24 protein-coding genes, 1 rRNA gene and 2 other annotated features are annotated in these 20,594 nt (G+C 42.1%); all 25 genes read right to left on the bottom strand.

What is annotated here, in order from left to right; all coding sequences use genetic code 11:
* Nucleotides 1–48: 48 nt before the first annotated feature.
* Entirely contained in the window at nt 49–654 is a 606-nt protein-coding gene (locus AC4CV5_RS19685) for a class I SAM-dependent methyltransferase (protein WP_166854499.1), read from the bottom strand.
* 89 nt (nt 655–743) lie between these two features.
* On the bottom strand, nt 744–1,115 hold the full coding sequence (gene rplL / locus AC4CV5_RS19690) for a 50S ribosomal protein L7/L12 (RefSeq protein ID WP_003156436.1): 372 nt from the start codon (nt 1,113–1,115) through the stop codon (nt 744–746).
* Nucleotides 1,116–1,160: 45 nt separating this feature from the next.
* On the bottom strand, nt 1,161–1,661 hold the full coding sequence (gene rplJ, locus AC4CV5_RS19695; RefSeq protein WP_166854500.1) for a 50S ribosomal protein L10: 501 nt from the start codon (nt 1,659–1,661) through the stop codon (nt 1,161–1,163).
* A 65-nt stretch (nt 1,662–1,726) separates the two neighbouring features.
* Nucleotides 1,727–1,867 (bottom strand) — a sequence feature (ribosomal protein L10 leader region).
* A gap of 45 nt (nt 1,868–1,912) precedes the next feature.
* Nucleotides 1,913–2,611, bottom strand: a complete 699-nt coding sequence (gene rplA / locus AC4CV5_RS19700) for a 50S ribosomal protein L1 (protein ID WP_003235040.1) — start codon at nt 2,609–2,611, stop codon at nt 1,913–1,915.
* Between the two features lie 94 nt (nt 2,612–2,705).
* Entirely contained in the window at nt 2,706–3,131 is a 426-nt protein-coding gene (rplK, locus tag AC4CV5_RS19705) for a 50S ribosomal protein L11 (protein ID WP_003156430.1), read from the bottom strand.
* 167 nt (nt 3,132–3,298) lie between these two features.
* A complete protein-coding gene (nusG, locus tag AC4CV5_RS19710) occupies nt 3,299–3,832 on the bottom strand; it encodes a transcription termination/antitermination protein NusG (protein ID WP_003225764.1) in 534 nt (177 codons plus the stop codon).
* Between the two features lie 178 nt (nt 3,833–4,010).
* The gene (secE, locus tag AC4CV5_RS19715; RefSeq protein WP_010327716.1) at nt 4,011–4,190 is read right to left on the bottom strand and encodes a preprotein translocase subunit SecE; all 180 of its coding nucleotides are present in this window, start codon (nt 4,188–4,190) and stop codon (nt 4,011–4,013) included.
* Between the two features lie 33 nt (nt 4,191–4,223).
* Nucleotides 4,224–4,373 (bottom strand): 50S ribosomal protein L33, encoded by a 150-nt coding sequence (gene rpmG, locus AC4CV5_RS19720; RefSeq protein WP_003156421.1) that lies wholly within the window; start codon nt 4,371–4,373, stop codon nt 4,224–4,226.
* 92 nt (nt 4,374–4,465) lie between these two features.
* Entirely contained in the window at nt 4,466–5,122 is a 657-nt protein-coding gene (gene sigH / locus AC4CV5_RS19725; protein WP_003225758.1) for an RNA polymerase sporulation sigma factor SigH, read from the bottom strand.
* Between the two features lie 62 nt (nt 5,123–5,184).
* Nucleotides 5,185–5,697: a ribosome-dependent mRNA decay endonuclease Rae1/YacP gene (gene rae1 / locus AC4CV5_RS19730; RefSeq protein ID WP_003225756.1), complete on the bottom strand. Its 513-nt coding sequence runs from the start codon at nt 5,695–5,697 to the stop codon at nt 5,185–5,187.
* A gap of 6 nt (nt 5,698–5,703) precedes the next feature.
* Nucleotides 5,704–6,453, bottom strand: a complete 750-nt coding sequence (gene rlmB / locus AC4CV5_RS19735) for a 23S rRNA (guanosine(2251)-2'-O)-methyltransferase RlmB (protein WP_222143858.1) — start codon at nt 6,451–6,453, stop codon at nt 5,704–5,706.
* Nucleotides 6,437–6,868: a mini-ribonuclease 3 gene (locus AC4CV5_RS19740; RefSeq protein WP_003242030.1), complete on the bottom strand. Its 432-nt coding sequence runs from the start codon at nt 6,866–6,868 to the stop codon at nt 6,437–6,439. The genes rlmB and AC4CV5_RS19740 overlap by 17 nt, the downstream gene beginning before the upstream one ends.
* Before the next feature lie 3 nt (nt 6,869–6,871).
* The gene (gene cysS / locus AC4CV5_RS19745; RefSeq protein ID WP_166854501.1) at nt 6,872–8,272 is read right to left on the bottom strand and encodes a cysteine--tRNA ligase; all 1,401 of its coding nucleotides are present in this window, start codon (nt 8,270–8,272) and stop codon (nt 6,872–6,874) included.
* Nucleotides 8,269–8,922 carry a serine O-acetyltransferase gene (cysE, locus tag AC4CV5_RS19750; protein WP_003225749.1) on the bottom strand — a complete coding sequence of 218 codons (654 nt, stop codon included), beginning with the start codon at nt 8,920–8,922 and terminating at the stop codon, nt 8,269–8,271. Before cysE ends, cysS begins: the two co-directional genes overlap by 4 nt.
* Nucleotides 8,923–8,992: 70 nt before the next feature.
* Nucleotides 8,993–9,223 (bottom strand) — a binding site (T-box leader).
* A 2-nt stretch (nt 9,224–9,225) separates the two neighbouring features.
* Nucleotides 9,226–10,677: a glutamate--tRNA ligase gene (gene gltX / locus AC4CV5_RS19755; RefSeq protein WP_166854502.1), complete on the bottom strand. Its 1,452-nt coding sequence runs from the start codon at nt 10,675–10,677 to the stop codon at nt 9,226–9,228.
* 90 nt (nt 10,678–10,767) lie between these two features.
* Entirely contained in the window at nt 10,768–11,244 is a 477-nt protein-coding gene (ispF, locus tag AC4CV5_RS19760) for a 2-C-methyl-D-erythritol 2,4-cyclodiphosphate synthase (RefSeq protein ID WP_003225745.1), read from the bottom strand.
* Nucleotides 11,237–11,935 carry a 2-C-methyl-D-erythritol 4-phosphate cytidylyltransferase gene (gene ispD, locus AC4CV5_RS19765; protein WP_166854503.1) on the bottom strand — a complete coding sequence of 233 codons (699 nt, stop codon included), beginning with the start codon at nt 11,933–11,935 and terminating at the stop codon, nt 11,237–11,239. Before ispD ends, ispF begins: the two co-directional genes overlap by 8 nt.
* Nucleotides 11,936–11,949: 14 nt before the next feature.
* Nucleotides 11,950–13,050, bottom strand: a complete 1,101-nt coding sequence (locus AC4CV5_RS19770) for a PIN/TRAM domain-containing protein (RefSeq protein WP_166854504.1) — start codon at nt 13,048–13,050, stop codon at nt 11,950–11,952.
* A gap of 114 nt (nt 13,051–13,164) precedes the next feature.
* Nucleotides 13,165–14,247 carry a DNA integrity scanning diadenylate cyclase DisA gene (gene disA, locus AC4CV5_RS19775; protein WP_490923689.1) on the bottom strand — a complete coding sequence of 361 codons (1,083 nt, stop codon included), beginning with the start codon at nt 14,245–14,247 and terminating at the stop codon, nt 13,165–13,167.
* Nucleotides 14,248–14,250: 3 nt separating this feature from the next.
* On the bottom strand, nt 14,251–15,627 hold the full coding sequence (radA, locus tag AC4CV5_RS19780; protein WP_166854505.1) for a DNA repair protein RadA: 1,377 nt from the start codon (nt 15,625–15,627) through the stop codon (nt 14,251–14,253).
* Nucleotides 15,628–15,717: 90 nt separating this feature from the next.
* A complete protein-coding gene (gene clpC / locus AC4CV5_RS19785) occupies nt 15,718–18,150 on the bottom strand; it encodes an ATP-dependent protease ATP-binding subunit ClpC (protein ID WP_003225731.1) in 2,433 nt (810 codons plus the stop codon).
* A complete protein-coding gene (mcsB, locus tag AC4CV5_RS19790; protein WP_166854506.1) occupies nt 18,147–19,238 on the bottom strand; it encodes a protein-arginine kinase McsB in 1,092 nt (363 codons plus the stop codon). The genes clpC and mcsB overlap by 4 nt, the downstream gene beginning before the upstream one ends.
* Entirely contained in the window at nt 19,238–19,795 is a 558-nt protein-coding gene (gene mcsA, locus AC4CV5_RS19795) for a protein-arginine kinase activator protein McsA (protein WP_490923692.1), read from the bottom strand. The genes mcsB and mcsA overlap by 1 nt, the downstream gene beginning before the upstream one ends.
* A 13-nt stretch (nt 19,796–19,808) precedes the next feature.
* On the bottom strand, nt 19,809–20,273 hold the full coding sequence (gene ctsR / locus AC4CV5_RS19800) for a transcriptional regulator CtsR (protein ID WP_166854508.1): 465 nt from the start codon (nt 20,271–20,273) through the stop codon (nt 19,809–19,811).
* A 245-nt stretch (nt 20,274–20,518) separates the two neighbouring features.
* Nucleotides 20,519–20,594, bottom strand: a 5S ribosomal RNA gene (rrf, locus tag AC4CV5_RS19805); the annotation flags it as partial.

The following is a 20,594-nucleotide window of genomic DNA, read 5'->3' on the forward strand; positions in this document are numbered from 1 at the left end:
AATATATACATTGGCATTTTATAATATTAACATAGCTAAAATACCGAGTCAAACTTTTTTTGCTTTAATGATATAATAGCCTTTCTTTTTTTGAACGACAGAAACTTCATCGAACAGTTCCTCGAGCTTTTCAATGGCAGAAGGCGCGCCTTGCTTTTTCTGTATGACGATCCACAACTCACCTGAAGCTTTTAAGTGTTCAGCGCTTTTCTCAAAGATAGCATGGACAACTTTTTTTCCGGCTCGGATTGGGGGATTTGTAAGAATAGAAGCAAATGTTTGAGCAGAATCAACGTTTGAAAACATATCACTCTGATAAACCTTAACGTTTGTTATTCCGTTTTGTTCCGCATTTTCATTTGATAGCTCTACAGCTCTCTCATTAACGTCAATCATGTGGATGGTCCGGTCTTTAAAGTCGCTGGCCAATGACAGACCAATCGGGCCATACCCGCAGCCTACATCCAGAATGCTGCCCTCAACTTCTGGCTCTTCAAAAGAATCAATCAGCAGACGGGATCCGAAATCAACTTCCTTTTTTGAAAAAACCCCGCTGTCGCTTGTAAACTTGAAATCTTTATTACGAAGCCTAAAAGACCAGGTTTGCTTGTTGCTTTTTACTGAAGGTTTTTCTGAATAATAGTGCTCACTCATTATTAGAACCTCCTTTTGTCATTTCTTAAAGAATGGCAAAGAAAAAGCTCGCCTCATAAAAGCGAGCTTCCCCTACAGGTAAGTGAAGATTACTTAACTTCTACAGAAGCGCCAACTTCTTCAAGTTTAGCTTTAAGCTCTTCAGCTTCTTCTTTAGCAATACCTTCTTTAAGTGGTTTTGGAGTGTTGTCAACAAGTTCTTTAGCTTCTTTTAAGCCAAGACCAGTGATTTCACGTACAACTTTGATAACTTTGATTTTTTGAGAACCTGCACCAGCAAGGATAAGGTCGAATTCGCTTTGCTCTTCAGCAGCTCCGCCTGCAGCAGCTCCGCCAGCTACAGCTACAGGAGCAGCAGCAGTTACGCCAAATTCTTCTTCGATTGCTTTTACTAGGTCGTTCAATTCAAGTACAGTTGCTTCTTTAACGGAAGCAATGATTTCTTCGATATTTAAAGCCATTTGTAATTCCTCCATTTTGTTTTAATTTATGAAAAACTGATTAGATTAAGCGCCTTGTTCTTCCTTTTGTTCTGCCACAGCTTTTGTAGCAAGAGCAAAGTTGCGAACTGGAGCTTGAAGTACGCTAAGCAACATAGAAAGCAAGCCTTCGCGTGATGGAAGTTCAGCAAGAGCTTTCACTTCTTCAACAGTAGAAACTTTACCTTCGATAACGCCAGCTTTGATTTCAAGAGCTTCGTGATTTTTAGCGAACTCATTAAGAACTTTAGCCGGAGCGACAACATCTTCAGTGCTGAATGCGATCGCGTTCGGTCCAGTTAAGAAATCATTCAAACCATTAAGCTCAGCTTGTTCAACCGCACGGCGAGTCATCGTATTTTTGTAAACTTTGAACTCAACGTTAGCTTCGCGAAGCTGTTTACGAAGTTCTGTTACTTCAGAAACGTTAAGTCCGCGGTAGTCAACGATGATCGTTGATTTACTTTCTTTCAGTTTAGAAGCAATTTCTTCAACAACAACTTTTTTTGTTTCAATTGCGCTGCTCATGGTTACACCTCCTGTAGATTCTTGTGTAACACTTATACCGTTAGGTGATCACGACTGAGACGACGGATTCCATATAAAAAGCCTCCATGAGACATGGAGGCTGTATATACAAGCATACGTAACGTAATAGCTGTGATAATATACACCTCGGTAGGATAATTAAGCGGTTAGGCCCCTACTGTCTACGGTATAAATGATATTCTATTTTACAACATTTTGAATAATATCAGAATGTTGATGTCATGTCAATATTATTTTACGTTAAAAGTTGAAGAGTCTACTTTGACACCAGGTCCCATAGTAGAAGTTACAGCAACGTTTTTCACGTAAACGCCTTTTGCAGCAGCAGGTTTAGCTTTCAGGATTGTATCGTACATTGTTGTGAAGTTCTCAACAAGTTTTTCATCCTCGAAAGAAACTTTACCGATAGGAACATGAATGTTTCCAGCTTTATCAACGCGGTATTCAACTTTACCAGCTTTGATTTCGCCGATTGCTTTTTCAACTTCGAAAGTAACTGTACCAGTTTTAGGGTTTGGCATTAAACCTTTTGGTCCAAGTACACGACCGATTTTACCAACTTCACCCATCATGTCAGGTGTAGCTACGATTACATCGAAATCGAACCAGCCTTGTTGAATTTTGTTGATGTAGTCAGTATCGCCAACGAAATCTGCACCAGCAGCTTCAGCTTCTTTCGCTTTTTCGCCTTTTGCGAAAACGAGAACGCGCTGAGTTTTACCAGTTCCGTTTGGAAGCACAACTGCTCCACGGATTTGCTGATCGTTTTTACGAGGGTCAACCCCTAGACGGAAAGCCACTTCAACTGTAGCGTCGAATTTAGCTGTATTTGTTTTTTTAACGAGAGCTACTGCTTCAGAAACGTCGTAAGCTTTTGAACGATCTACAAGCTTAGCAGCTTCAACGTACTTTTTACCTTTTTTAGCCATTTTAAAATTTCCTCCTTATGTGGTTATAGCGGAATAACCTCCCACGAATAAGGGTTGCGAACTTGTTAAAACTCGCAACCCGACAAGAAACAAATTAATCCTCGATTACAATACCCATACTGCGTGCAGTACCTTCAACCATGCGCATTGCCGCTTCAACGTCTGCTGCGTTTAAGTCAGGCATTTTCGTTTCAGCGATTTCGCGTACTTTATCGCGCTTAACGGTTGCCACTTTATTACGGTTTGGTTCACCAGAACCAGACTCAATTCCAGCTGCTTTTTTAAGCAATACTGCAGCAGGTGGAGTTTTTGTAATAAATGTAAATGAACGGTCTTCGTAAACCGAAATTTCAACAGGAATGATTAAACCAGCTTGGTCAGCTGTACGAGCGTTAAACTCCTTACAGAATCCCATGATGTTAACACCGGCTTGACCAAGTGCAGGTCCAACTGGTGGTGCTGGGTTAGCTTTTCCAGCAGGAATTTGCAATTTTACAACTTTAACTACTTTTTTAGCCACGAGACACACCTCCTTAAGTCCGTGATGTGGTAATAGGGTAAACCCTCCCACTCAAGGTTTCATTCTTTATATGAATGACGAAATATCAAGCTAGTTGCCTTGGATAAGTCCAAGACGTACCTTTGCTATATTATCATTTATATATAGCAATTTCAAGTTTTTTCACATTACAATTTATCGATTTGGGTAAATTCCAGCTCAACAGGCGTTTCACGGCCGAACATATTAACGAAAACTTTGACCTTGCTTTTATCATAATCAATCTCTTCAATTGATCCAGTAAAGTTAGCAAAAGGTCCGTCTATTACTTTCACTGTCTCTTTGAGTTCAAAGTCAATGTCTGTTTTGCGTTCGTCCATACCCATTCTCTTCAGAATGGTTTCCGCTTCGCCCGGAAGCAGCGGCGTCGGTTTTGAACCAGAGCCGGCAGATCCTACGAATCCAGTAACGCCCGGCGTGTTGCGGACAACATACCAAGAGTCGTCTGTCATTACAATTTCAACAAGCACATAACCAGGGAATACTTTCTTTTTCACGACTTTTTTCTTGCCGTTTTTGATATCCGTTTCTTCTTCTTCAGGTACGACTACACGGAAAATTTTATCCTGCATCCCCATTGATTCAACACGTTTTTCCAAGTTGGCTTTTACTTTATTCTCATAACCAGAGTACGTGTGAACAACATACCAATTCTTTTCCATTCTCTTCAGGACTGTCCAGTCCTTCCCTCCCCGCATTTGGTTTTAGTGAATTACCATAACGCTTCAAAAAATAGGCAGAAAACCTATGATAACTTTCATTTTAAGCCACAATAAAAAACCCGCTGAACGGGTTTTGGCAAGTGATATTATGATCTATTATAGCACGTATTGCTGATCATTATTCAACTATTAAACGAATTAATTGAGAAATTCCTGTGTCAAGGAGGGCAAAAAAGATAATAAAAAAGATAACTGTTGAAATCACCGTAATGGTATAACGCGTTAACTCTTTTCCTTTAGGCCAGCTTACCTTTTTCATTTCTTTCCCAACATCTTTAAAGAATCTCATAATACGCATGTAAAAGACCTCCACAATTTAAAAGCGCAAAAACTATTTTGTTTCAAGATGAGCTGTATGTGAATTGCAAGTACTGCAGTATTTCTTTACTTCTAATCGCTCAGCCGCTGATGCAGAGCTCTTCATTGTCGTATAATTACGGTTTCCGCATGTCTTGCATGCTAGCGTAATCTTTTTTCTCATGTCATTACACCTTTTTCTAAATAGACATTAGTTCTTATCCTTAGTAACATATCATAGTCAGAAAAATACTGTCAATATAACATAAATCCCTATTACAAACTGATTTCACGAATTTCCAAGTACTTCTCCAGCTTGCGTTTCACACGCTGAAGGGCATTGTCGATCGATTTCACATGTCGGTTCAGTTCATCGGAAATCTCTTGGTAACTTCTTCCGTCGAGATATAAGACAAGTACTTTTCTCTCTAAATCACTTAATAGTTCTCCCATTTTCATTTCAATATCATCAAATTCTTCCTGATTGATGATCATTTCTTCAGGATTTAAGGTTTTCGCTCCTGAAATGACATCAAGCAGCGTTCGATCTGATTCTTCATCAAAAATCGGTTTATCTAATGAGACGTAGGAATTCAAAGGAATGTGTTTCTGGCGAGTAGCTGTCTTTATTGCGGTAATAATTTGGCGGGTAATACATAATTCTGCGAAAGCTTTGAATGAGGTAAGCTTGTCCTCTTTGAAGTCACGAATAGACTTATAGAGGCCTATCATACCTTCCTGAACAATATCTTCTCTGTCCGCACCTATTAAAAAATAGGATCTTGCTTTTGCCCGAACAAAGTTTCGGTACTTCGTAATCAAGTAATCTAACGCATCACTGTCCCCAACATGAACCTTTTCAATGACCTGCTCGTCCTCCAACTGGCAAAACTGCTCTTTGTTGAATTTTCCCTTGTTGTTCTGTAGATTCACTCCGATCCCCCCGGCGCACGTAGATAGAAATATTATACAGTATTGGGCAAAAAAGCGTCAACTTAATCTAAGTCTCCCCGCCTCCATTTTTCAAACGTTTTCAAAACCTCTTCCGATAAAGCAATTTTACCCGCCGGCTTTTCGGAAGTGATTTTTCTTACCCGTCTCTCTATTCGCCTTTCTATCGCTTCTACCTCTCTCAAAAGCTCCCGGGCCGATTTCCGCAATGCCCCCTGTCCGAAAATCGCCCACTGCTCAGTATAGTCAGAGGTCGCAACATGAATTTGAGTCGCTATATTATTCAAAGCCTGAGCAAGCTTTTCTATCCGCTCATCAGCCGTCTCATTTTCTTTTGTAAAAATCACTTCAACTCTGTGGTTGGTCTGTTTTTTCTCAAGCCCTTTTACGAGATGCGCGTCAAAAACAACAATAACCCTGTTTCCTGTATACGATTGATATTCCGCCATTTTCTGAATCAGTACGTCTCGCGCCTCTTCAAAACTGTTCGCTTTTAAATCCTTCAGCTGCGGCCAGGCTCCAATCATGTTGTATCCGTCTACTAACAGGATATCCATGGGTTTTTATTCTCCCAAAGGGTTTCGTTTCCGGTAGACTTCATACATCAAAAGACCAGCCGCAACAGATGCATTCAGTGAAGTTACCTTCCCGGCCATCGGGAGTTTAATAAGAAAATCACACTTTTCTTTAACGAGGCGGCCCATCCCTTTTCCTTCACTTCCAATGACTAAAGCCAAAGGCATATTGCCGTCCATATTGCGGTAATCCTCACGCGCGGATGCATCCGTTCCGACAACCCAGATACCCCGCTCTTTCATTTCTTCTAACGTCCGCGCCAAATTGGTGACTCTTACTACAGGAATGTGCTCAATTGCCCCTGTTGAGGCTTTTGCTACTGTTGTTGTCAGCCCGACAGCTCTCCGCTTTGGAATCACAATGCCATGGGCACCGACCGCATCAGCTGTTCTCATAATGGAACCAAGATTATGAGGGTCTTCAAGCTCGTCCAGAATGAGGAAGAAAGGCTGTTCATTTCTTTCTTCGGCTGCTTTATATAAATCGTCCAGTTCCGCATATTCATAGGCTGCAACCTGTGCCACTACACCTTGATGCTGCCCTGTCACCATTTGATCGAGTTTTTTTCTCGGGACATATTGAATCGTGATTCCCTGCTTTTTCGCAAGCTCAATCACCTGCTGTGCTTGTCCCTTTATGGTGTTTTCCGCCATCCACAGCTTATACAGCTTACGATCTGATTTTAACGTCTCGATCACTGCATTTTTCCCTATGACGTAATCATGTTGCTGACTCATTTGTTTTCCTCCCTGACGTCCCGAATTGTATAGCTTCGGCAACGAGCTGACTAAGTCGTTCCTCTTTTTTCTCTAGAAAAAGGTAGCCCAGCAGCGCTTCAAATGCTGTACTGTAGCGGTACGTCTGAACATCTGTATTTTTAGGTGTCGTTCCCGACTTGGCATTTCTGCCTCTTTTCAGCACCGCTTCCTCTTCTTCCGTGAAAAATGATTGATCCTGCAGAAAGAATAGGATTTCAGCCTGTGACTTTGCCGAGACGATACGGCTTGATTTCTTATGAAGATCATTTGGTTTGGTAAAGCCCTGCTTAAGCAGGTGATGCCTTACATACACTTCAAAAATGGCATCACCTATATAAGCAAGCGCAAGACCGTTAAGCTGCTTTGAATCTTTTATCGTTTCAAAATCAAGCATCCGTTATTCTCCCCGTTTCCAGCGAGTGCCTTGAGCTGTATCTTCAAGAATGATATTCATGCTTTTCAGCTGGTCACGGATCTGATCTGACAATGCAAAATCGCGGTTCCGGCGCGCTTCATTTCTTTTTTCAATTAAGTCTTCAATCTCTTGATCAAGCAGTTCCTGCTCACCCAATGAAAAACCGAGGACAGCAACAATACGGTCAAACATCTCAATAAACGCCGTAATCACACGATCAGCCGTATGATCTTTCTGAAGATAATAATTGGCATGCTTCGCTAGGTCGAATAAGACAGAAATTGCATTCGCCGTATTAAAATCATCATCCATCGCTTCTTCGAATGCTTTGCGGTGTTCTTCAACTTTCTCCAGCCATTGATCGTCATCTTCCGTTAAATTCGTACTGCTGTTCAGACGGTGCTGAAGGTTGCTGTACGCTGTTTTTAAACGGTTAAATGCGCTTTTTGTATTCTCCAGAAGCTCTTCTGAATAGTTAATCGGATGACGATAATGAACAGAAAGCATAAAGAATCTCAAAAGCTGCGGATCATGCTGTTTAATGATGTCATGCACAAGTACAAAGTTGCCCAGTGATTTTGACATTTTTTCATTATCAATATTGATATAGCCATTATGGAGCCAGTACTTCGCAAACGTTTTGCCTGTCAGCGCCTCAGATTGCGCAATTTCGTTTTCATGGTGAGGGAAGGTTAAATCCTGTCCGCCCGCATGGATATCAATCTGGTCACCCAGATACTTTTTCACCATCGCTGAGCACTCAATATGCCAGCCCGGACGGCCTTTTCCCCACGGGCTATCCCAAGAGATTTCTCCTTCTTTTGCCGCTTTCCACAATGCGAAATCAAGAGCATCTTCTTTTTTCTCGCCGACACGGATGCGTGCACCTGATCTCAGTTCATCAATAGATTGCGAAGAAAGCTTTCCGTACCCTTCAAATGCTCTTGTTTTGAAATAAACGTCACCTTCTGATTCATAAGCGTAGCCTTTTTTCACGAGCTGATCTACGAATTCGATAATCGCATCCATGTTTTCCATCACTCGCGGATGAAGGTCAGCTTTTCGGCAGCCGAGCGCACCTACATCTTCAAAGTATGCTTTAATAAAACGCTCTGAAATAGTAGGTACATCCTCACCGAGTTCATTTGCCGCTTTAATTAATTTATCGTCTACGTCTGTGAAGTTAGAGACATACTGCACATCATAGCCTTTATACTCCAGATAGTTTCGAACCGTATCGTATACGATAGCCGGACGCGCGTTCCCGATGTGAATGTAATTGTAAACTGTCGGTCCGCACACGTACATTTTCACTTTTCCCTCTTCAAGAGGAACGAATGTTTCCTTCTGTCTAGTCAATGTATTATAAAGAGTGATTGTCATTTTTGATTGATCCTTTCTTTTCTGTCTTCAAGTTCTGCCTTCAGCTCTAAAATCTGCTGTTCCAAAGACTTAAAGCGATCAGCAACCGGATCGGGCAAATCCTGATGGTTTAAATCGCGTCTTACTTTCTTGCCATTTTGTACAACGACCCGTCCAGGGATACCGACAACTGTTGAAAAGTCAGGAACATCGTGCAGCACTACTGAACCAGCGCCAATCTTTGAGCCTTCGCCGACAGTAATTGAACCGAGCACTTTAGCACCAGTGGCTATCAATGCGTCATCTTTAATCGTTGGGTGCCTTTTTCCCTTTTCTTTCCCCGTTCCCCCGAGGGTAACCCCCTGAAAAACGGTTACGTTATTGCCGATTTCACATGTCTCCCCAATGACAACCCCCATACCGTGGTCTATGAAAAATCTTCTCCCAATTGTAGCGCCGGGGTGGATTTCTATCCCGGTAAAAAATCGGCTTACCTGAGATATAAGGCGTGCAAGGAAATAAAATTTTCGTTTATATAAAGCATGTGCAATCCGGTGCGCCCATATAGCATGTAAACCAGAATAAGTTAAAATCACTTCAAAATAGCTTCTTGCTGCAGGATCTTGATCGAACACTGTATCAATGTCTTCTTTGAGCATTCTAAAAAACACATGCTTCCCCCCACTTCTCTATCTGATTTCCTCTTCACCCAATAAAAAAAGCGCCTCTGCATGAAAACATGACAGAGACGCTTTAACCGCGCGGTTCCACTCTGTTTGAAAAGCAGACTTCTGCTCTCCCAACTTCAGCCTTTAACGGCGGCGGCCGCCTTTGAATACTGATTTCGAAAAATGTTCTTCAAAGGTCTTAAGGGCGCACTTCTAAAACCCGGCTCATGGATCTCTCTCAGCCAATGAAGATCCTTTCTGTAATGGCCTAAAGCTTTATACTCTTCCCTGTCAACAATCGTTTATTTAGATATTTTTTAAACGCTGAATTGCAGTTTCTTTACCGATCAATTCAATTGATTGCGGCAGTTCCGGACCGTGAGTTTGCCCTGTTACAGCAACACGGATCGGCATAAACAATTTTTTCCCTTTATGGCCAGTTTCTTTCTGCACGGCTTTGATTGATGCTTTGATGTTATCCGGAGTGAACTCCTCAAGCTCTTCAAGCTTCGCAGCGAATGTGCTGAGCACTTCAGGAACCTGTTCCTCTTCCAGAACAGCTTTTGCTTCTTGATTATACTCGATCTTATCCGTAAAGAACAAATCAGTCAGCTCAATAATTTCCGCACCGTAGCTTAATTGCTCATGATACAGGGAAATCAGTTTGCGAACCCATTCTTGTTCTTCAGCAGAAAGCTCAGTGCCAACTTTGCCGGCTTTTTGCAAATGTGGAAGCGTCAGTTCAATAACCTGATCAAGATCCAGCTTCTTCACGTATTGATTGTTAACCCATTTTAGCTTATGCATATCAAACAAAGCTGGTGATTTAGATAAACGGTTTACATCAAAAATGTCAATAAACTGTTCTTTTGTGAATAGTTCTTCTTCTCCAACAGGTGACCAGCCAAGTAGGCCGATAAAGTTGAACAGCGCTTCCGGTAAGTAGCCAAGCTCTTTATACTGCTCGATGAATTGAATAATGGACTCATCTCGTTTGCTGAGCTTTTTACGGCTTTCATTTACGATCAGCGTCATGTGTCCGAACTGAGGAACATCCCATCCGAATGCTTGATAAATCATAATCTGTTTCGGTGTGTTAGAAATATGGTCCTCACCGCGCAGCACGTGTGTCATTTTCATTAAGTAGTCATCAATAGCTACCGCGAAGTTGTAAGTCGGTGTCCCGTCCTTTTTCACAATAACAAAGTCGCCAATGCCATCTGATTCGAAAGAAATTTCGCCTTTTACGATATCGTTGAAGGCAATGATTTTTCCTTCCGGCACACGGAAACGAATACTTGGCTTTCTGCCTTCAGCAATAAATTTCTCTTGTTCTTCCGGAGTTAGATTTCTGTGTTTTCCGGAATAACGCGGCATTTCTCCACGGGCAATCTGTTCTTCACGCTCTTTCTCAAGCTCTTCTTCCGTACAGTAACATTTATAAGCAAGCCCTTTTTCAAGAAGCTCTTCATAGTACACTTTATAGATATCGTTACGCTCTGACTGACGGTATGGGCCGTACTCACCGCCGACATCCACACTCTCATCCCAGTCAATACCAAGCCATTTCAGATAATTCAGCTGGCTTTGTTCTCCGCCCTCAATATTGCGCTTTTTATCAGTGTCCTCAACACGAATAATAAACTTACCGCCTTGATTGCGTGCAAATAAATAATTAAAAAGCGCCGTTCTGGCATTTCCAATATGCAAATGTCCGGTTGGACTCGGTGCATAACGGACGCGTACTTCGTTTCCCATTTTCAAATACTTCCTTTCATGTCATGTATGGCCTCAGGCAAAAATGTATGAATCTATTCTACCACCAAATAGACCCGGCATCAAAGCAAGTTAGCCTTTTTGTATTAGTACTGTCGCTTGAGCCGCTATTCCTTCCGCTCGGCCTGTAAATCCAAGCTTTTCTGTTGTTGTTGCTTTTACATTTACTTGAGATACGTCCGCCTCAAGCCCTTCAGCGATTCTTTTTCTCATATCTTCTATGTACGGCAGCATCTTTGGCTTCTGTGCAATGATGGTGCAGTCAATGTTTCCAAGAACATAACCCTTCTGTTTCACGATCCCCCAGACATGCTGAAGTAATTTGAAAGAATCTGCGTCCTTGAACTCAGGATCAGTATCAGGAAAATGCTTGCCGATGTCGCCTTCTCCCACAGCTCCGAGGCAGGCGTCAGCGACGGTATGCAGCAATACGTCTGCATCAGAATGGCCGAGCAGCCCTTTTTCATACGGGATTTCAATTCCGCCAATAATCAGAGGGCGTCCCTCCACTAATTGGTGCACATCAAATCCTTGTCCAATTCTAAACATGTTTATTCCCACTTTCTGATTCCATAATAACTTCAGCAGACGTTAAATCGTCTGGCGTCGTCAGCTTAATATTTGTATAGCTGCCTTCTACAACACGGACCGAACCGCCTTCCATCTGTTCAACGAGGCTGGCGTCATCCGTCCCCAAAAATCCCTTATATTCCGCCTCGGCGTGGGCCTTCATCAATAAAGAAAGACGAAAAGCTTGTGGCGTTTGGACAGCCCACAAGCTTGAACGTTCAATCGTCTCACTGACTTGTAAATCTTGAACGCGTTTAATCGTATCTTTTACAGGGACAGCGAGGATGGCCGCTCCTGTCTGTTCCGCTTCAGCGATCAGTTCGTCAATTTGTTCATGCTTTATAAAAGGCCGGGCGCCGTCGTGAACAAGGACTATCTTTTCTTGTTTCACGGCTTTCAGCCCTTTATAAACACTGTGCTGGCGCTCATCTCCGCCTGCCACAAGCTCAATAGCGGTTTGAAACGGATAATCGGTCAGCAATTGCTGAAAGTGCTCCCGCTCGCGCTCGTTAATCACCAAAATGATTTTTTCGCACGGCCGGTGGCTGTCAAACACTCTTAACGTGTGAATGATCACCGGGTCTCCTTTCAGCTCGATGAACAGTTTATTTCTCCCTGCCTTCATCCGTTTTCCCTGTCCGGCTGCAGGAATCACCACATCATAACTCATTGTTTTTTCTCCCTTTACAGCGCCTTCTCCAACAGCTTGGGCTTAGCAAAAATCATTCGTCCCGCTGCCGTTTGCAGCACACTTGTAACAAGTACATCAATATGCTTGCCGATATAATTGCGTCCTTCTTCAACGACAATCATCGTACCGTCATCCAAGTAGGCAACTCCCTGATTATGCTCTTTCCCGTCCTTAATGACCTGAACATTCATTTCCTCGCCGGGCAGCACAACAGGCTTGACCGCATTGGCAAGGTCATTGATGTTTAATACTGCTACTTTCTGAAGCTCGCATACTTTATTTAAATTAAAATCATTCGTCACGACGACCCCGGATGTCAGTTTAGCGAGTTTGACGAGCTTGCTGTCAACCTCCTGTATATCTTCAAAGTCGCCTTCATAAATTTCAACTTTAATGTCTAATTCTTTCTGAATGCGGTTCAGGATATCAAGACCGCGGCGTCCTCTGTTTCGTTTTAAAACATCTGAAGAATCAGCAATATGCTGCAATTCCTCAAGAACAAACTGCGGAATCACGATAATCCCCTCTAAAAACCCAGTCTGACAAATATCTGCTATTCTCCCATCAATAATAACACTTGTGTCCAAAATTTTCAGCTTCTTGTCCTGAACCTCATGTTCTTCATCGGCCGTTCCTTTTTTCTTTTGCATTCTGGCAGAAATGGAAAACAGGCTGATCAATTCATCCTTTTTCTTAAAGCCCACCTGGAAACCGAGATAACCGAGGAAGAATGCTAAAAACACAGGGATGATTGTGCTGAATATGCGGTAAGGTATATTGTCTAAAGGAATAACATTTACGATAAGATAAGCGATTATAAGTCCAAATACCAGGCCAAGACTTCCAAATAACAAATCTGGAACTGGCGCTTTTAACAATGAATCCTCTATCCACTTCACCCAGTTCACAACGTATTCTGTACCCCATATACTGATGAGAAAAAAGATAATTGCTCCTATTGCCGCAGACGTATATGCGTTTGTTATTAAAGGTATGTCCTGTATACTTAACAGTACAAACAATTCAGGTATTAAAAATATACCAACAACGCCGCCAAAGATAATGAAGAACGCCTGAACTATTCGTTTTAACATACCCCCACCTCCTTTTTTAACTTTTTATTTCACAAAGTTTTATGCATCCTACGAATATCAGAATAAACAAAAACCAACATTAATATACCCGTATTCATAATGTTTTAACCGAAATCACAGCTGTCTGTCTAAATAATGCTTCTCTTGCAGGCGTTTTAATCCTTTTTTGATTTTTTGGGCTCGTACTTCACCGATTCCCTCTACTTCATCTAATTCTTCTGCGCTCGCCTCAATAATCCTCGGGAGGACTCCAAATGCTTCTACAACATTTTCAACAATCGGCATGGGAAGACGCGGTATCTTATTTAACAGCCTGTATCCCCTAGGCAATACATAATCATCAAGATTTGTAGAAGCCGGATAACCAAGCAGCTTATAAACAATGGAATCATCCAGCAGATCATAACTGGACATATCCTGCAGCTCTTTCAAGAGAACAAACGGATCTTTAATCTTTTCTTTCACATAATCCTTAATAAATAAAGCGGCCTCTTCTTCCATATCTGTAATCAGTTCAATGACCTGCAGCTTAATCAAATGACCCTCTGTTCCGAGTTCCCTGATATACATGTTAATTTCATTTTTGATTCTCAATACCATTTCATAACGGTGCATCACAGACAGAACGTCGCTGAATGTAACAAGTTCCTCAAACTCTAAAGCATTCAGTGCATTAATGGTTTTGTCCAGGATCGTTTTATATTTTTCAAGAGTTTGAATGGCTTGATTCGCTTTTGTTAAGATAAATCCTATGTCTTTTAGTGTATACTTCATGCTTTCCTGATATAACGTTATAACATTCCTTCTTTCAGAAATGGCGATCACAAGGCAGCCGGTCTGCTTAGCTACTCTTTCGGCGGTGCGGTGCCGCATTCCTGTTTCTGATGAAGAAATTGTGGCTTCAGGCATCAGCTGTGTATTGGCGTATAGGATCTTTTGACCAGAATCACTTAAAATAATCGCCCCATCCATTTTAGCCAGCTCATATAAATGCGCCGGAGAAAAAGTAGTGTTAATGTGGAAACCGCCATCCACAACTTCTTTTACTTTATCATTATATCCAACAACAATCAGACCGCCTGTATTTGCTCTCAGTACATTTTCGATTCCAGCTCTAAGCGGAGTACCCGGAGCAACAAACTGCAATATAGATGACAGGTCTAACTCGTGTTTCGCCCCTTTTTTCTCTTTTTCCATCTATTATCCTCCTAATGAAGTACGAAGCGCCTCTGCAACATTTGCTACTCCGATAACCTCAATCCCTTTTGGTTTTGTCCACCCATCCAGATTTGCCGCGGGTATAATCATGCGTTTAAAACCAAGCTTAGCCGCTTCTTTCACACGCTGTTCAATTCTTGATACCCGCCGGACTTCTCCGGTTAATCCCACTTCTCCTATAAAACAATCTGCAGGATTTGGAGGTGTGTCTCTAAAGCTGGACGCGATACTGATTGCAATGGCAAGATCAATTGCCGGTTCATCAAGCTTAACGCCACCAGCCACTTTCAAATAAGCATCCTGATTTTGCAACAGCAGCCCAACTCTTTTTTCTAACACAGCCATTAACAGCGAAACCCTGTTATGGTCTATTCCCGTTGCCATACGCCGCGGATTGCCAAAGCTTGTTGGCGAGATTAGCGCCTGTATTTCAACGAGAATCGGCCTTGTGCCCTCCATAGAAGCAGTTATGCTTGAGCCTGCAGATCCCGCTGAACGTTCTTCCAAGAAAATTTCTGAAGGGTTCAAAACCTCAGTGAGCCCCTCTTCGCGCATTTCGAAAATGCCCATTTCATTTGTAGAACCAAAACGGTTTTTTACAGCCCGCAAAATACGGAAAGTATGGTGACGTTCCCCTTCAAAATATAAAACAGTGTCAACCATATGCTCCAGCAGTCTCGGCCCTGCAATAGACCCTTCTTTCGTCACATGCCCTACGATAAAAATCGGAATACCTTTTGTTTTTGCAATCTTCATCAGCTCAGCCGTACATTCTCTGACCTGTGACACACTGCCCGGAGCCGATGTAATATCGCTTTGGTAAACCGTTTGAATAGAGTCAACAACGACAAACGCTGGAGTCATCTCTTGTATAGCAGACGAAATATACTCCATATCGGTTTCAGATAAAACATGCAGTGACGGATTATTAATGCCGAGACGGTCTGCTCTTAGTTTCGTTTGTTTGACCGATTCCTCTCCCGAAATGTACAGCACACTGTTCGATGAGTCTGATAATTGAGCGGAAACCTGCAGTAATAACGTTGACTTTCCGATACCGGGATCGCCGCCGATTAAAACGAGTGAGCCTTTAACGACACCTCCGCCGAGTACTCTGTTAAATTCGCCAAGCTGGGTTTTAACCCGGGGTTCTTCTGATGTTTCGATTGATGTAATAGGTGAGGGTTTCTGTACGGTTTGGACAGAATGAGAAAAAGCCGCTCTCCGATTGGCTGGTGCTTTTTTTATCATTTCTTCCACCATTGTGTTCCAAGCACCGCAGCCCGGACATTTCCCCATCCATTTTGGAGACTCGTAGCCGCAGGACTGGCAGATGAATTTCGATTTTGTTTTAGCCATATATAGTGTAAGACCTCTCCCTTGTTCAATTTCTTGATATGAAAGTGAGGCATACACTTACATGCTGTATGCCTCATTTCCGTCTCTATATTAATTCGTTTTAGCAGTCGTTTTTACGACAAATTCGCCATCTTCTACATCAAGAACAATATGCTGTCCTTTATGAATATTTCCTCTGAGGAGTTCTTCAGATAAACGGTCCTCGACATGTTTTTGGATAGCTCTTCTTAACGGACGGGCACCGTATTCCAGGTCAACACCCTCTTCCGCGACTTTCGCTTTTGCAGCATCGGTCAATTCGATAGAAAGATCCTGTTCTTTTAGGCGTTTCGTTAATTGATCAGACATCAATGACACGATTTCAGTAAGATGTTTTTTCTCAAGTGAATGGAAGACAATGATTTCATCAATCCGGTTGATAAACTCCGGTCTGAACGCGCGCTTCAATTCACCCATTACTTTATCTTTCATGTCTTTATGATTTTGCGTCTCATCCTGAACGTTAAAGCCGACATATTTATTGCGTTTCAGCTCACTTGCTCCGACGTTTGACGTCATAATCAGAATGGTATTGCGGAAATCGACTGTACGCCCTTTAGAATCAGTCAATCTTCCGTCTTCAAGAACTTGCAGAAGGATATTGAAGACATCAGGGTGCGCTTTCTCAATCTCATCAAGAAGCACGACAGAGTAAGGTTTTCTTCTGACTTTCTCTGTTAATTGGCCGCCTTCATCGTATCCCACATATCCCGGAGGTGAACCGACAAGTCTTGAAGTTGAGTGTTTTTCCATGTATTCAGACATATCAATTCTGATCATGGCTTCCTCGTCACCGAAAATAGATTCAGCAAGTGCTCGCGCAAGCTCTGTTTTACCAACACCTGTAGGGCCTAAGAAAATGAATGAGCCAATTGGGCGTTTAGGGTCTTTTAACCCTGCTCTTGCACGTCTGACTGCTTTTGCAACAGCTACAACTGCTTCATCCTGGCCAATCACACGGGAGTGAAGAATGCTTTCCATATTGAGAAGCTTATCTGTTTCAGTTTGCGCGATTTTAGATACAGGCACCCCAGTCCAGCTGGATACAACCATCGCAATATCATCAACAGTCACCTCTGAGTTTTCCTGTCCTTGCTTCTCTTTCCATGATTTCTTCGTATCCTCTACTTGTTCGCGCAGGCGCTGCTCAGTATCACGCAAGGAAGCAGCTTTTTCAAACTCTTGGCTTTGCACTGCCGCATCCTTCTCTTTACGAACCTCATCAAGCTTCTGTTCAAGCTCTTTTAAATTAGGAGGCGTTGTAAAGGAGCGCAGTCTCACCTTTGAACCCGCTTCATCGATTAAGTCAATTGCTTTATCCGGAAGGAAACGGTCAGAAATATATCTGTCAGAAAGCTTAACCGCAGCTTCAATGGCATCATCTGTAATTGATACACGGTGGTGAGCTTCATATCGGTCACGCAAGCCTTTTAAAATTTGAATACTTTCATCTGCAGACGGCTGATCAACCTGAATCGGCTGAAAACGGCGTTCCAACGCTGCATCTTTTTCAATATATTTGCGGTACTCATCAAGAGTCGTCGCCCCAATACATTGAAGTTCGCCGCGAGCAAGTGAAGGTTTTAAAATGTTAGATGCATCAATGGCACCTTCTGCTCCGCCCGCTCCGATTAATGTATGGAGTTCATCGATGAATAGAATGATGTTTCCTGCCTGGCGAATTTCGTCCATGACCTTCTTCAGACGATCCTCAAATTCTCCGCGATATTTTGTGCCGGCAACAACTGTTCCCATGTCTAATGTCATCACGCGTTTATCGCGCAAGATTTCGGGAACTTCGTTATTGATAATTTGCTGTGCCAAACCTTCTGCGATAGCCGTTTTACCTACACCGGGTTCACCGATGAGAACAGGGTTGTTTTTCGTTCTGCGGCTTAACACTTCGATCACACGCTGGATTTCCTTGCTTCTGCCAATTACAGGATCAAGGCTGTCTTCCTTCGCAATAGCGGTTAAGTCTCTTGCCAAGCTGTCAAGCGTAGGCGTATTCGCATTACTGTTTGTTCCTGTCGCTGATGATCCTGTTTCATTGCTTCCAAGAAGCTGGAGCACCTGCTGTCTTGCTTTATTTAAGCTGACACCGAGGTTATTCAGAACCCTCGCAGCAACACCTTCACCTTCGCGAATCAAACCAAGAAGAATATGTTCTGTTCCGACATAAGAATGACCGAGTTTTCTTGCCTCATCCATTGAAAGTTCAATGACTTTCTTAGCTCTAGGAGTGTAATGAATCGTTTGAGACATTTCCTGCCCGCGACCGATCAAACTCTCAACTTCTTTTTGAATTTTATCTGAACCAAGTCCAAGCGCTTGTAGAGCTTTAGCAGCAATCCCTTCTCCTTCTCGTACCAGTCCTAATAAAATATGCTCAGTGCCAATGTTATTATGACCTAATCGAAGTGCTTCTTCCTGTGCAAGCGCCAGTACTTTTTGAGCTCGTTCTGTAAATCTTCCAAACATCATATCGATTCATCCTCCTGTCTTTTCCCATTCATTTCTAAGTGAAGCCGTTCTCTGATGAGAGCCGCTCTTCGAATGTCCCTTTCGTTCGGACGCAAAGCGCCTCCCGAGTACTGCTGTAAAAATCCTGGCTGCGTCAAAATCATTAGTTCGTTAAGTATGTTGCTTGAAAGTCCTTTAATAATGCCTAGATCTATGCCCAATCGGACATCTGAAAGACACTTTGCAGTTTCTTTCGATTCTATCATCCGACAATTTGACAAGACCCCATAAGACCGATATACCTTATCCTCAAGTTCAATTTTAGAAGTTTGATAAAGCGCTTCTCGGGCAGATCGTTCTTGTTCAATCAACTGGGCAGCAACACTGTTAAGGTCATCCACAATATCCTGCTCTGACTTACCAAGCGTGATCTGATTTGAAATTTGAAAGATATTTCCTACTGCTTCGCTGCCTTCCCCATAAATTCCTCTAACAACTAAGCCTAATTGATTAATTGCCGGTATAATTCGATTTATTTGCCTAGTTAAAACCAGTGCCGGCAGATGCATCATGACTGAAGCCCTTAAACCCGTACCTACATTTGTAGGACAGCTGGTTAAGTATCCTCTTTGCTCATTAAATGCATAATCAACTTTTTCTTCAATCCAGTCATCGACCTGGTTTGCGGCTTTCATTGCTTCTAAAAGCTGAAATCCGGGAAAAAGACACTGAATTCTAATATGATCCTCTTCATTTAACATGACGCTTACTTCCTCATTTTCAGAAAGCAAACAGCCGCCAAATGGAGATTCTGTCAGATTCGGACTGATGAGATGTTTTTCAACAAGTACACGTTTTTCTAATGGCTGTGCATCATGCATTCTGATCAATACGAATTTGCCGATTCCGGGAATTTCTTGTTCTGAAAACTGATCTTCAAACTGCTGTATGATGGATGAGGCTTCTTCATTGGAATAACGCGTAGGGAACCGCATATGTTCAAAGTTCCTTGCTAAACGTATGCGGCTGCTGAGTACAATGTCACTTTCAGGTCCTTTCTGCTTCATCCAACTGCTTAGTGCGTCCTGAATAAAATGCTCTAGCGACATTACCCCTGTTCCTCCTCACTATCTGTACTTTTGAGTGATTGTTCTAATGAACGAATTTGATCTCTCACATGAGCTGCGTTTTCAAATTCTTCTTGATGGATTAAGGATTCTAATTCTTTTTTCAGCATGTCAATCTGCCGTCTGACATGGAGATTGCCGCCTATACGTTTAGGTATTTTCCCAGCATGCACAGTGTTTCCGCTGTGCACTTTGCGTAAGATAGGTGTAATGTTGCTATTAAATGTTTTATAACATTCAGAACATCCAAAACGGCCGATTTTTCTAAATTGCTGAAAAGTCATTCCGCATTTCGGACAAGCTGATATTTGCTCAGAGTGACTGAACATTTGAGTTCCTGCATTTTGGAATGAAGAATCCATGTTCAGCAAACCCGAAAGTAAATTATGAATAGAGAAACCTTGATTTGCACTTATACCATATGAATCACTATTTTCTTTGGCGCATTGTTCACAAATATGAACTTCTATTTTTTCTCCGTTAACAACCTTTGTAAAGTGAAAAGTGGCTGGTCTCTCGTGGCACTCTTGACAAATCAATCTTTTCACCCGCTTATTTTAATTTTAAAGAAGTCAGCATAGCCTTCATCATTCTCGCTCTTAATTCATCACGCTCAGGCAAGTCAATGTGTAAAACCGAGCGGTCCATCACGCTGACCATCATTTTTGCTTCTCTTTCTGAAATCACCTTGTCTTCTAATAGCCTTAAAATAATGTCATCAGAGGCTGCTTGAGACAAATGGGTACCAATTTGAGAAATAATATTATTGATCAGGACAACTTCATTGTTCATTTTAATTTTAATGATTCTGATGTAGCCGCCGCCCCCGCGTTTGCTCTCAACAATATATCCTCTTTCGCTTGTAAACCTGGTGTTGATGACATAATTAATCTGGGAAGGAACGCATTGAAATTTATCTGCTATTTCACTTCGTTTAATCTCTAAAATTTCCTTGCCATTTTGATCTAACACTCGTTTTAAATATTGTTCAATGATGTCAGAAATATTATGTCCCACTCAACCCCCTCCTTTATTGACTTTGACTATATTTGACTTTAATCTTACTATAAGGCGTTTCTCGAGAATTTTCAACTTTCTCGCTCTATCCTTTATTATTTCCATTTTCCCGGCCCATAAAACCTGATTGCCGATTTAAAATTCAGTGTAAAGTTATTATATTATACAATTAAAAGAAATTTTATGATACTAATAAGCCAGAATACAAAAAAGGGCAGCTCATATGAGCTGCCCTTTTATCAATTGCTTGGCGGCGTCCTACTCTCACAGGGGGAAACCCCCGACTACCATCGGCGCTGAAGAGCTTAACTTCCGTGTTCG

The organism is Bacillus sp. NS1 (assembly GCF_058248265.1).